We start from the raw sequence: 13,038 nt of genomic DNA, 5'->3' as shown, positions 1-13,038 counted from the left end.
TTAAACAGGCCAGTTACCTTAGCAAGCTCGCCTGTTTAAGTACAATCAGCTTAGCCTTGTTCAACTGTTTGATTATCGATAAGCGGTGAGTTGCCACTTAACTCTTTCTTTAGCTCACTGTCTAAACGCCAAATTGCTTGCCACACTAAGTCGGTCGTTTGGGCGGTGTCGTCTACCCCATGTACCAATTTCATTTGGTAATCAACCGTGTCAAAGCCAATATTAGATACATCAGTATAGACGCGCTTTACCGCATCAATGGCGATTAAAGCGGCTTCGATCTTAGGGATGACGTTAAGAGGTTCAATCTCTTTACTCACCGACATAGAAAAACCGCCAGTAACAATCTGACCACTACTACTCACATTGTTTAAATTTGCATTTGCCAAGGTATTATTTGGAATAGAATACAAAGTATTGTCGGCTGTTTTCACTTTGGTGGTTCGCCAATTCATGTCAATTACTTCGCCCACTATTGGCCCGCCAGAGCTACCAAGACTAATCCAATCTCCTAACTTAAACGGCTTCTCTAAACTAATAGCAATCCCTGAAAATATATTCACCAGGTTTGACTGCAATGCCAAACCGAGAATCATTGCCACCAAACCAGAGGTCGCCAACAAGCTGGTGAGCTCTCGTTGATATACAAAGGACAAAATCGCAAATACAGCACCTATATAGATAATGCCTCGCGTAAAGTGGCGCATAATTTTTGGCACTTGGCGGCCACTGCGTCGCTCGATGGGATCCCACAACAATACATCCACCAACAACGCTAAAGTTGAGGCGAACAATAGCCACCACAGCACATCAAAACAGTTGCTAGCAAATGATTGATTAGTATTTGGATAAGCCTGTGCCAACCAATCTAAAAATAGCGGTTCTGCCGAGGCGATAAATAAGGCGTAAAGCAGCTTATTGCCTAAGCCGTAAGCTCTCGACAACTGACCAAGTATCTTAAAATCAAGTACTAGAGCGTATAACAACCAAGCTAGTACACTGGCATAGAAGATGATTTGTTGCCATTGGGCAGGAATACGCCCGCGCAGGCTAAGGGCGTTTTCAAAAACTGGCGTTACCGAGTTAAATCGAGAAAACTCCACTGCTTGTCTGTCTGAGTGAAGATACTTTGGATCTCCCAAGCTTCGCTTACGCAGAGTATCTTGAAATGACAGTGATGCTTTTTGACGCCATTGGCTATTATCGAATTGAACCTTATGCTGGTTTTTCACGTTTTTGTGAAGGCTTGTTTGGCCTAAGCCAACAATATCTGAAACATAAATGAGTTCGCTTCTAGGCAGCGTTTTGTGGCGAAAACTCACTCCCAATTGATACTCACCAAAAGCTGCTCTGCCGGGTTTTGCATCAGCAATAAACGTTCCTTCAACTTGATAGAGTTGGTAAGTACTTAAACTAGTGTACGAAGATTCTATAGGTGTAGACAGCACCAGTTCACCGACAGAATTTAGAAATACGATATCTTCAGCGTTAACACCAGGAGTATTTCTAAACCAGATCTTAAATTTGGCCTGAAAAGTCATGTCTAGCGTAGAGAACTGATTAATGCTCTGCATCTCTACCCCGGTATACACCACATCAGTTCGGCGAGTGCTGAGCTGACTTTCGGGAGAAATTTGCAACTGCAGTGGCGCTGATACAAACGCCCCACCACTAAATAGTCCTACTTGCATGGGGCGCTGAACATTTCCTTGATGGTCAAAATACAAGGAATGAGTAAGCCCCCTCACCGACGCGCTTTGAGAGTTAAAACTTGCCAGTTTATTTTTTACCGCTGCTCGTTGGCTTGATATGCTTTTTTGGCTAAATAGCTCTGTTCCGCCAACATCAACAATGGCAGCGCTTAAGGCCGCCGAGGCGATAGTAGTCGCGTCAAAATACGCTGCAGACACACCGCTGGGTTCATAACCAAAATCTTGATTAAAATTACGATAAAACAACTGAGTAGACTCACTGGCCACATCAAACAACATGGGGCTAACCGCTAACATGCCATTAGTGAAGTAACCAGACACTTCTTGCTCTTGGCTACGCTGTTTAAACCGCTCTGGAAAACTCTGTTTACCGATTGATGAGCTACCAATAAACGTCCAGTTAGGATGCTGATGTTTTAGTTGACTAACTAATACTTCACCTTGAACATCGCCTACCGCTAAAAACACCGCGCCGGTATGGCCAAATTGACTAATTTCTCGGCTTATTTTGTGGGCCTGTTTCTCAATGTTACTGCTTGGTTCAACCATAAAGGGTTTAGTTTCTATACCAAACAGATCGGTGCGAGCTAAAAATGCATCGGCCAGGGATACGCCAAATTTATCGTTGCTAAAGATCATTACAACTTTATCTTTGGCCAGACTGGCAATGTAATCGGCTACGAAACGCCCTTGTAACTTGTTATCTGGTATAACACGAAACGCCCAATCATTGTTCTGAGTAATTTCAGGTGCAGTGGCGGAAGCGCCAATCATTGGCATACCGATACGTTGATAGATTTTGGCTGCTTCAACTGAGGTATCAGAATCGCGGTGACCAAGAACCGCTATAACATTTGAGCTATTAACAAATTGATTGGCTATTTGCTCTGCTTTGGCGATGTTATTAGCATCATCGTACTGCTGAACAGACAATGCTATTTGGCTGTCTACACGTTGTTGATTGTATTGTTTAACAAATAGTTCAGCGCCTCTCACCATAGCCAGGCCTTTGTCTGCTTCAGGCCCAGTCATTGGCCCAACAACAGCTAATACCAGAGTGTTGGTATTGCTGTTGCTCAGCCAATGCTGTAAGTTTTCGTAACTGGTCACAACAGCACTGATTAACACCGCTATGCAGCCCAGTACTAACATGCGTCTGCGTAAGGTCCATCTCATCGTCAAAATAGTCTTCCTTTGCTATTTTTATTCAAAATAATTATCGGTAGCACGAGCAAATGCCTCTAATACTTTAGGCACTTGGATTTCACGTTTAAGCAATGCCTCGCGGCGCAGCGCGACAATGTATTGCTTAGACACTGTTACTGGCATTTGCGCCAAATTAGAGGGTTTATCCACCAACTGCATCGCGCGAGTAAACGCGACTTCTCCTTGCTCAAAAGGAGAAGCGCCAATAGACAGCATCATGCCGTCTTCTGAATTAAAGGCATTAATGCCAATTATTGGTAAAGGCGAATGTTGTTCGGTCCATTGTGCGACATCTTTGGCAGATACAAACTCTCCACCCTCGCCGCCTACCAATTTACGGTAGCCACCAACCAGTAAAAACTGGTAACGCCCAGCCAAAGACAGCACGGTTTGCTTCCATTCCTCAAAGCTACTCACCGCTAAATGGCCTTGGTAAAGAATGGGATCCCATTGTTGTTTGGCAAGGTAATCCGCGTCATGTTTCGCAGAAGAAGACTTATCAGATAAATAGATGACCTTTCCATGTAACTTTCCGGGTGTAGGCTGAGCTTCCACCAACAAGCGCAATACTTCTTTAATCGCCAACACTGATTTTCGTTCCAAAATCCCCGTTACATTATTGGCATTTTGGTAACCGTAAGTTTCTAGTTCGGCATTTACACCGGCAAATACAATCTGTAACTCAGGGCGGTCTAAATAATCGACCGCCACTAAACGCTGGGCGTCATCGTCAATAACAATCAATACATCGGGAAGATAAGAATCTACAACTCTATGGGCTACCACTGCAGCTCGGCGTTTAGCCGCTTCACTAGATTGATTTTTAGTGTTCATGTAGTGGTAACGAATATCCACATTAAGATGCGCGGTTTTCACCCGTTTAATGCCTTGATTAACCGTGCGAGTCCACGAGTAGTCGGTATCGTAGCTATGTAAAATTAAAATCCGAGGGCGAGATGCCCCCACAACTAATGTGATGGTAATGGTGGCCACCAAAAAGCTTAACATCACTATACTTAATAAGATTTTTTTCATTAAATAAGGCCCATGCTTTGCCAATAAGGAATACTGGCGTACACCGCAATTAACTTAAATAAGTAGATCGCAATATTCATCTTCATGAGTTTGGCTTCGTCGTTGCTAACCACCCCAGTGGTTAAACTGAGGAACTGCATGTAATAAGACGCTTGAAACGGCCAAAAAAAGCTTTCTGAAAGAAACAGCACTAAGAACCCTATCACCCAGGGATTTACGCCAACTTCAATCGATGCAGGGATAAGCAAGGTCGCTAAGATGACCACGGTGGCGTTAATCGGTAATACCAGCCTCACTAAGCTCACGATTAGCGCTAACATGACCACAAATAAGGCCAAGCTTTCTTGCATATAAGCTGCTAACCAATAAATTTTTCCGGTCAGCCATACGTCTAGTTCAACTTGGTGAATAATATCGACCATACCGATTAAAGAACCGAGAAAAACTAGAAAGCTCCAATCAATCTTTTGCCTAAATTGATTAGGATTTAGAAAGCCAAACATCATCAAGTAAAACAAGATCGCCAACGCAACCCATGCCACCTCTATACGGTGAGTATTGGCAAACAATAAACTGGCAATAAGCACAATTAGGCCAAGAATAGATGACCATTCAGCGGGATTTAACGGGCCTAGAGTTTTTAGCTGCTGATCACTTATCGATTTAGGGATTGTTAAGTTTTGATTATTGCGATAAATCCAACACAGCGCGATGACATAAAGTAACAACAAAACTAAACCACAAACCACAGCGGCAATTAACCAGTCTAACCATTGAAAGTATTGCTGAACTTGCTGAGGCAGCATACCTAGCACAATAAAGTTAACCGATTTGCTGCTCACGAAAATAGGCGACAGTAAGCTCGCGCCAAACAGCAAGCTGGCTTTTAAACGCGGCCCTTCTTGTTCGCGAGCTTCTTTTGAAGCGCCACTGAGCAAGTCTTTTAAGAAAGGTGCAACAATAGTCACTCGGCCATTAACCGTTGGTACAACTGGGGTAAGTAACGCTCCGACACTAAAAAAGCTAAGGTTATACCAAATCTTTGAGGCTGGCCCAATTAACAGTAAATGCAATAACATGCGATAACTTAAGCCTGAAGAACGTATCACCGCACTTAATCCCAAAATACTTAAAGCCATAAAAAAGCTATTGCTAGAGAATCCTGAAAATGCCGATTCGCTACTGGTAATCCCCAACAACACTGCACTTAACACCGCAAATAAACCCGGCACATAATCGGGGAGTAAACGAAAAATCCACATGATCGAACATATGCCCAGAATGGAAGCAAAATAGATGGCATCTTGATGCAGGCCTTCGTCGCTATATTGCAGGCCCATGTAAATCATAACTGGGGTAATTAAAGCAAACAGCCAACCAATCAGTAATCGGTATCCAATCTCTACTTCTGGCTGTTTAGATAAATCTACTTCTACATGGGTTTGCCCAGCTAAACGTGCGTGAAAACTATCCAGCAAACTTTGCTTGAAGCTTGAATACCTAACCAGAGTTTTTATTGTTTCTAGTGGGAGCACAACTACCTCGGCGCAATCTACAACTTCAATATCGTAAATGTAGCTGCGCATACCGAGTGCTGACTCCTCACCGAAAAAACCACTAATGGGCCCTTTAACTTGGTCTTTATTAGTAGTTTCTAGCTCCCCCTCTAGTAAATAATAAAGCTTATCTGCAGTATCACCGGTATGACAAAGACGCTCGCCAGCAGCTAGTTTCTCGATACTTATATTTGCTAATAACCGTGCTAGATCTTCTTTATCACACCCAGCAAAGGCCGGCGTTGCCTTAAGAAAATCCCCCAATGCTTGTAACTGCGCTGAATCACTCATGGCAATATTGCTTCGTAGAGGTGACGGCATGTACTTGATACTCTGCACCGGGAACCAAAATGTATTCACTTGCGCCTTGTCTAGACGCAGGGTTCCCCCAATCAAAGGTGTAACCTAAGCCAGTCCAAGGAACGCCTGCCGTAGCTCGAAAACTTTTGAAATATAACTGCTGGTAATAATTGGCGTAGTTATCTATCCCCTTTACCGAGCCAGTAATGTTGCTTGCCTCTAATTGGCAACTGCTATCGTTAGTTTCTGGGTCAACACAAGGGCGAAATAGATCGTCAGGCTTAACATACAGGCTCACTATAGCGTCGTAATGCCAATTGGGGTCAAGGCCTAGATATTGCTTTAAGCGCAAGGCTAATTGTTCCTGCTCTAAACCAGGATGTTGTTTAACGTAGTATTGGCAAAACTGACGTAACTGCGGCGCCAAGCTTACCCAAATTGGATAGTCTGGGTTTTCTGAACTGTGGGTGTTAGGTAAGATGAACTGGTCAATCGCTTGTTGGTTTTTCCAAGTCACTACCAACACTTTGTCGCCTTGTTCGTTCCATTGCAGCGACTCATTTTGTTGGTTGAGAGCGAACAAGTTGTGACTCACATCTTGGTTACTTGGAAATGCAGCTTGAACAACTGCGTCTTGGTAGTTGCTGTCTAGGTTCGTTAAATGTTGGCTACAGCCAACTAACGCACAGAGGCTTAATAGCAAGCTCATTGCGGAGGTTGTTAATGGTTTCACGATTTGTCCCTAAATCTATCTTGGCAGTTCCATTGCCACTGCGTGCATATAACCAAAATGCACTAGCTAATTGTTACCATAAATGGAATTTTGTATTTGTTATTAATATGTAACGAAAGGCGAGTTACTTAATTGCAATCGCTATTACTAATAGAATTACCATAAAGACGAGTAAATTTCTGCTTTAACGCAATTTAAATGTTAAATGCGTGTATCAAGATATGGACGAATTTAATGTAAAAAGACCTCTGTAAGATATTTTTATCATTTATTAATATTTTTGATATACCATCAAGGCATAAGAGATTGAACGGCATTTAGTACAATTCATCACGAAATACTTACGGAGATAAACCAAATGAAGGTATTAAGAGGCACTTGTTTGTGTGAAGCGGTAAGATTTGAAGCAGAGGATAACTTCGAGCAGTTTCATCTTTGCCATTGTGACCAATGCAAAAAGATCTCCGGTGGTGCCCACGTATCCAACTTGTTTTTAGCACCGAGCCGCTTTACTTGGTTAAGTGGAAAGCAGCAAATAAACCAATATGATGTTCCTGGTAGGAATATTTCCAATGCTTTTTGTAAACACTGCGGCAGCCCTGTTCCCTATCTGTCGTCGAGTAAACGCTGGGTAATTGTTCCGGCTGGATCATTAGATAGCAGCCCAAGCTTAGCGCCTCAAGACCATATTTTTGTAAAAGAAAAAGCGAGCTGGTACAAAAACATAAGGGGCATTAAACAGTATTCTGGATTTCCTGAATAAACCGCTTTAGGCGGCCGATACTACAGCTTTGTTTCGGCCACTTTCTTTTGCTTTATACAGAGCTTGGTCAGCATGACTCATCAATTGCTCTATGCTTTCTTCGGCTTCCATCAAGGCAACACCAATACTGGTAGTAAATCGTACCTGTACGACGCCAGTGTTTAGGTAAATCCTTTCTACCGCGCTACGTAAACGTTCGGCGGTATGAATAGCCGTATCTTTATCAGAGTACAAGGCAAGTCCAAACTCTTCCCCACCCAAGCGGCCTAACACGTCACCGTCTCGAATTTCACTTTCAATAGTGGTCGCAAACAGCTTGAGCGCTTGATCACCAACAGCATGCCCATGATTATCATTAATCTTTTTAAAATGATCGATATCGAACATCAGCATAGACATGGGGTGCGAGCGATTTCGGCAACTGTCGAACATAGCTTCTGATTTAGCCATAAAGCTGCGTCGGTTATTGATTCCAGTAAGCGGATCGGTACGCGCTTCTTTCTCGGCTTCTGATTTAGCCACTTCTAAAGCGTGAGTGCGCTCAGACACCAATATTTCTAACTCTTGCTTAGCGCGCTCTAATTGGCTGCGGTAACGTAACTCCGCTTGTTCTTTTAAGCGTCGTAATCTGAACAAGTGGATCCCCATGGCAACCATGATCACCATCATTTCACTGTAAGACGCCACTACGGGCCAATAATAAGTAACAAAAGTATGTTCAACTAAGCCTAGGTCACGCAAGGCTTGGCTAAATAGACCAATAATCAACACTGTCCAGCCTAAGGTGTATACAGCGGACTCTTTAGACCCTTGATACCAACGAATAAGACTGGCAATGGCTAACACAGGGTAAAGCAGTAAGGCGATAGTAATAAGCACTACCGAGAACACGGTTTCTCTGGTTAACGCGGCTAATGCCAATAAACCTGCATTTAGAATCATAAACTTGAGAACGTAGTCTAAACGCGGCGTATTAACTTTAGTCTGGAGAAAAATTCGAGCAAAGATAACCCCTGTCATAATAGACATAGCTCCCGTGAGAGACATGTAACTCCAGTGAAAATCTTCTCGTACAAAGAACATATGACTAAAGCCAAGAATGGTTGGCCAGGTGGCTAACTTAGTCCCAGCATAAACGAAATAGGCATAATAAGTTTTGTCGTTTGTGGCTACACCAGTAACTAAAGAAATAATTGCCATCAGTGCTAATCCACCGACTAAAAAGGCGATACTTCCCAGTTCAATGCTTTGCACATAGTGCATTTTGTCTGGCTGCCTGAGCCTTAGGTCTGGGAATACAAAGCCCTTCTCGTCTGAGCCAAATCGAAAATAGAATTGATAAGTCTCTCCCGCTCCTAGCTCTACCGGCACAACAAAACGTTGGTGACTGACTAAGCGCTCTGAAAAGGGATTGCTAAGGGCGAGATCTGCTATCTCAAGAAAGCTTGGTGCGCTTGTATTACGCTGATAAGCACTTAAATAAATCAGCTGATGGTCTACATACTCTAGATTGAGAGTAATAGGTTTATCACTATCATTATGTAGGTAGAAAACGCTCCAAAACGCGCCGGCCTGTAAACCCGTAGAACCTTTGCTTTTTAGCGGGGAGAATTTATGTAAACGAAAAGCGGCAATGGCATCGGCTAAATCAGCGCTACCACTTTCATCATGCCACACATGAAAGTACTGCCCTAAACGGCTGCCATCTTCTAAGCCATTTACATGTAAGGCCGTTAAAGACTCAGCATATGTTTTAGTTGCAACTAACCCGCAGAATAGTAGAACGAAAACGGTCAGCACCTGCTGACTTAAGCTGCGTAAAGAGTTAATTGTCATGATGATGTTGCGTAAATACGCTTTCCCTGCGTTGAGTGAAGTAGCTCTATTTCTAATGTTCGTACAGCCCTGTAACAAAACATTAACCACTATCCAAGAAGCTTAAAGACAAACGTTAAAGAAGTCTACGGGGCGGGCTCTAATTAGCGATTTGTCATCACGAAAATTAAGGCCTCGGCAACGATGCCTAAACTACATTTTATTGACTGCTCCCGTAGTATAGACAAGCCAATAAAAAAGCAGCCATTAGGCTGCTTTTTTATTTTAAGCGGTAGATTTACATCACAGGTAAATCAATATTAGTAAACAACGCCTCTACTTCATCCAGCGACTTAGCTTGCACAGCTTTATCTACAATATCTCTAGTTAAGTGTGGAGCAAATCGTTCAATAAAGTCGTACATGTAAGTACGCAAGAACGTGCCTTTTCTAAAACAAATCTTTGTTGTGCTGGCTCTAAATAAATGGCTCGCGTCAATCGCCACTAAATCTTGGTCATGTTGCTTATCAATGGCCATACTGGCTAGTACGCCCACACCAATCCCCATACGCACATAAGTTTTTATTACATCTGCATCGGTAGCAGTAAATACAATTTTAGGTACTTTACCTGCTCGGCCAAAGGCATCATCGAGATCAGAGCGACCTGTAAAGCCGAAGATGTAAGTAACAATCGAGTGTTTAGCCAAATCGTTAACGGTAACAACTTCTCCGTTAAGGTGTTTTTTAGCTAACTCGTGCTCTTTAGGCACCAGAATACTGCGATTCCAGTGATAGCAGGGCAACATCACTAAATCAGAGAAAATGTGCAGTGCTTCAGTTGCAATAGCAAAGTCAGCACTTCCCTTGGCAACCGCTTCGTTAATTTGATTCGGCGTTCCTTGATGCATATTCAAGGACACATTAGGGTAACGATGAATAAAGCCTTGAATCACTTCAGGCAATGCATAACGTGCTTGAGTATGAGTGGTTGATATATTCAAGGAGCCTTGATCAGGGTGAGTATGCTGGTTAGCCACTGCCTTAATGCTCTCCACCTTAGCCATGATCTCGTTACTAATGCGGATAATTTCCTTACCCGCAGGAGTCACTTGGCTGAGGTGTTTGCCGCTACGTTTAAAAATTTGAACACCAAGCTCATCTTCTAATAAGCGTATCTGCTTACTGATGCCCGGCTGGGAGGTATACAAGCTTTCCGCAGTCGCCGACACATTAAGGTTATTGTTAACGACTTCTACGATATAACGTAACTGCTGCAATTTCATGTAGTTAAATTCTCTGGCGCGAAACTCCAACTAACTGCCCGTTAGTGGGTTTCTTATTACATTTTTTTATAAGTATATAATCAAACAACCAGAGAATGAAATGTCTTTCCACTACATATTTGTCAGTCGTTAATTAGTTCAAATTTCTCACTAATTGTGCTGAATTCTGTTTTAGTAAACGTAAGGTGGCCCCTGCTCCCATCACCGAGACTAACAAGGTGCCAATCACTGGGCCTAATAACCATAATCCCCAGTTAATCGACGTACCAATATCAAATACCATCACTTGCAATAGTAGTAAGATAGTCTGTGCTGCGCTCGCGGCAATAAAACCCGCTAAGAACCCTAGAATAACAAATTCATAAATAACAGCATTGCGTAGTAACTTAGCGCTGGCCCCCAAGGTACGCAATATCACAGTCTGTTGCCTGCGCTCTTCTAATGAACTTTGCACCTGCGCATACAGCACTAAACTACTAGCTAGCAACACCACCACTAATACCAAACGCAGTGCCAATGCCACTTGATCGACAACTTGCGACAACTGTGTAATCAGGGCTTTTACATTAATAAGAACCAAGGTAGGAAAACTGGCCATGGTTTCAGCCATCCAGGCACTTTTGTTTTCAGGTAAATTAAAGGAGGTTAAATAGCCAGTGGGAAAATCTTTTAAAATGTCTTGGCTAAGCAGCACATAAAAGTTGGGTTGCATTGTATTCCAATCAACGCTGCGGACACTGGTCACATTTACCACTATCTCGCTCGCACCCACCATAAAGCCAAGTTTATCGCCAACAGTAATATTGAGGCGCTGAGCAAAATCTTGTTCTACCGAGGCTTCATTTACACTGCTCGCGTTTAGCCATTCTCCTTCTAATAGCGCATTCCGATAAGGCAAGTTAGCCACGCTACTCAAATTAAGCTCTCGCCCAGCACCACGCCTACGTGATGAATTTTTTTCCGAGTATTCACCCTCGCGCTGTTGGCTTACCGCTTCGTCGTTAATAGAGACTAATCGGCCACGTAGCATAGGGAACATTTCAGTAAGTTCTACATTCTCGTTTTCAAAGCGCGCGTTGATTAACGGTTTCTGAGGCTCGCTAATATTGTACATAAAGTGATTGGGCGCACCCTCAGGCAACTGTTGTTGCCATTCACTAATCAAATCTTGTTGAATAACCCAAACCACCAAGGCCAGTTTAATCGCCACCGTAAAGCCAATCAGTTGCACTCGATTTTGTTTGGCACGTTTATACAGTGATGAAACTGCAATTTTAAGGCTCAAGTTACGCAGGCTAGCGGCGCGTTTTTTACCAAACCACAACAGTAACTGGCTAATAACCAGCAACAAAGCCACTGCTGCGATACCAACACCTAGCAGTATTAAGCTCAACATTAGCGAACCGCTGTAAAGCAGCAGCAATACAAATACACTTAACAGCATCCAAATCCCAACCCACAGTGGGTTTACCACTCCATCATCGCTGTCGCGACGAATCACTCGCATAGGTGCGATATCGAAGAGTTGAATAAGTGTAGGAAGAGTAAAGGCAATCCCGCATATTAGTCCGCTGCCTATCGCCATTAAGTAAGGCGCAGCACCGGCACTAGGAAGTGTTATATTCAGCAAACTTTCTACGTAATTTGCCACTGGCCATTGAACGATAAACGCCACCCCAACGCCAATCACAATAGAGGCCACGATAACCGCAAACAAATGCCCTAAATAAATGGCCCTAATTTGCGGCTTGCTAGCGCCTAATACTTTAAACATTGCGACCGTGTCGTAATGTCGCTGGCAATATAAACGGCTAGCAACAGCAATAGCTGCACTGGCCAATAAAATGCCAATAAGGCCAGCCAATAATAAAAATTGCTGCGCCTTCTGCAAAGCACCAGCCAAGGGCGAATCACCACTGCTAACATTAACTAAACGTTGATTGTCGGCTAACAGTGGTTTCACCCAGTTTTCAAATTCAGCTAAATTGGTCTTTTCTCCAGCAAACATATAGCGATACGCTAAACGGCTACCAGGTTGTACTACTTCCGTTTTGGCTACATCATTAATATTAATAATGACTCGCGGTGCTGTCATAAACACACTAAACGGCGCATCCGGTTCATTAACGATTCGCCCGCTAATAATAAACTCAGCCTCACCGATTTCTATGGCATCACCGACATCAACCTTAAGTTGATAAAATAATCGTTCAGCCAGCCAAGCCTCTCCAATCGCAATGCCCTGTTTTTGTGCGGCATCACTACCAGCCACGTCAGAGCTAATGCGTAAGCTACCTTTTAAGGGATATTGCTCTGACACCGCTTTTACGCTGGCAAGTACTAGGTTTTGGTTACCATAAACCATTGACGGAAACAGCAGTTGCTCGGCGTAGTCGAGCTCGAGGTCACCCGCTTGATCAGCTAAGGGTAAATCTACCGGATGAGCACTACGCACCACTCTATCTGCGGCAATAAAGTCGCCACTTTTATTAAAAATAGCCTGTTCCATGCGGTCGGTAATACTGGTGAACAGCCATACAGAACTCACAGCCAATACAATGGCTGCGGCAACAATGGTTAACTCGCCTCGGCGTAATTCAGCTCGAAACAAACGCCATATCAAACTTTTCATG

Annotated in this window: 8 protein-coding genes; 1 reads left to right on the top strand and 7 read right to left on the bottom strand. The window is 43.3% G+C overall.

Annotated features, from left to right (window positions below):
* Positions 1-50 precede the first annotated feature (50 nt).
* From ACLD71_RS15505 to ACLD71_RS15490, 4 genes are read right to left on the bottom strand one after another with little or no spacing between them, the layout of a single operon-like run.
* A complete protein-coding gene (locus ACLD71_RS15505) occupies positions 51-2,888 on the bottom strand; it encodes an ABC transporter substrate-binding protein (RefSeq protein WP_411991264.1) in 2,838 nt (945 codons plus the stop codon).
* A gap of 27 nt (positions 2,889-2,915) precedes the next feature.
* Complete coding sequence (locus ACLD71_RS15500) at positions 2,916-3,953, bottom strand: hypothetical protein (RefSeq protein ID WP_411991263.1); 1,038 nt, start codon at positions 3,951-3,953, stop codon at positions 2,916-2,918.
* Positions 3,953-5,800, bottom strand: a complete 1,848-nt coding sequence (locus ACLD71_RS15495) for an SLC13 family permease (protein ID WP_411991262.1) — start codon at positions 5,798-5,800, stop codon at positions 3,953-3,955. The genes ACLD71_RS15500 and ACLD71_RS15495 overlap by 1 nt, the downstream gene beginning before the upstream one ends.
* The gene (locus ACLD71_RS15490) at positions 5,793-6,542 is read right to left on the bottom strand and encodes a hypothetical protein (RefSeq protein WP_137672933.1); all 750 of its coding nucleotides are present in this window, start codon (positions 6,540-6,542) and stop codon (positions 5,793-5,795) included. Before ACLD71_RS15490 ends, ACLD71_RS15495 begins: the two co-directional genes overlap by 8 nt.
* A 358-nt stretch (positions 6,543-6,900) precedes the next feature.
* Here ACLD71_RS15490 and ACLD71_RS15485 point away from each other — a divergent pair, with 358 nt between their 5' ends.
* Entirely contained in the window at positions 6,901-7,305 is a 405-nt protein-coding gene (locus ACLD71_RS15485; protein WP_411991261.1) for a GFA family protein, read from the top strand.
* A gap of 6 nt (positions 7,306-7,311) precedes the next feature.
* Here the strand turns inward: ACLD71_RS15485 and ACLD71_RS15480 are convergent, their stop codons facing one another.
* The 3 genes from ACLD71_RS15480 to ACLD71_RS15470 all read right to left on the bottom strand — a co-directional run bounded on the left by ACLD71_RS15480 (position 7,312) and on the right by ACLD71_RS15470 (position 13,037).
* Entirely contained in the window at positions 7,312-9,141 is a 1,830-nt protein-coding gene (locus tag ACLD71_RS15480) for a diguanylate cyclase (RefSeq protein WP_411991260.1), read from the bottom strand.
* Between the two features lie 277 nt (positions 9,142-9,418).
* A complete protein-coding gene (gene cysB / locus ACLD71_RS15475; protein ID WP_137672936.1) occupies positions 9,419-10,405 on the bottom strand; it encodes an HTH-type transcriptional regulator CysB in 987 nt (328 codons plus the stop codon).
* A 133-nt stretch (positions 10,406-10,538) separates the two neighbouring features.
* Complete coding sequence (locus tag ACLD71_RS15470) at positions 10,539-13,037, bottom strand: ABC transporter permease (protein ID WP_411991259.1); 2,499 nt, start codon at positions 13,035-13,037, stop codon at positions 10,539-10,541.
* Position 13,038 lies beyond the last annotated feature (1 nt).

The organism is Agarivorans sp. DSG3-1 (assembly GCF_046774965.1).
In the GTDB taxonomy this organism is placed as follows: domain Bacteria; phylum Pseudomonadota; class Gammaproteobacteria; order Enterobacterales; family Celerinatantimonadaceae; genus Agarivorans.
The sequence above is the reverse complement of the archived record's forward strand: the minus strand, read 5'-3'. Positions and strand labels throughout refer to the sequence as shown.

Bases quoted from the DNA above. Each gene is read 5' to 3' on its own strand.
- ACLD71_RS15500 (WP_411991263.1), bottom strand. From the start codon at position 3,953: ATGAAAAAAATCTTATTAAGTATAGTGATGTTAAGCTTTTTGGTGGCC.
- ACLD71_RS15470 (WP_411991259.1), bottom strand. From the start codon at position 13,037: ATGAAAAGTTTGATATGGCGTTTGTTTCGAGCTGAATTACGCCGAGGC.
- ACLD71_RS15485 (WP_411991261.1), top strand. From the start codon at position 6,901: ATGAAGGTATTAAGAGGCACTTGTTTGTGTGAAGCGGTAAGATTTGAA.
- ACLD71_RS15480 (WP_411991260.1), bottom strand. From the start codon at position 9,141: ATGACAATTAACTCTTTACGCAGCTTAAGTCAGCAGGTGCTGACCGTT.
- cysB (WP_137672936.1), bottom strand. From the start codon at position 10,405: ATGAAATTGCAGCAGTTACGTTATATCGTAGAAGTCGTTAACAATAAC.
- ACLD71_RS15495 (WP_411991262.1), bottom strand. From the start codon at position 5,800: ATGAGTGATTCAGCGCAGTTACAAGCATTGGGGGATTTTCTTAAGGCA.
- ACLD71_RS15505 (WP_411991264.1), bottom strand. From the start codon at position 2,888: ATGAGATGGACCTTACGCAGACGCATGTTAGTACTGGGCTGCATAGCG.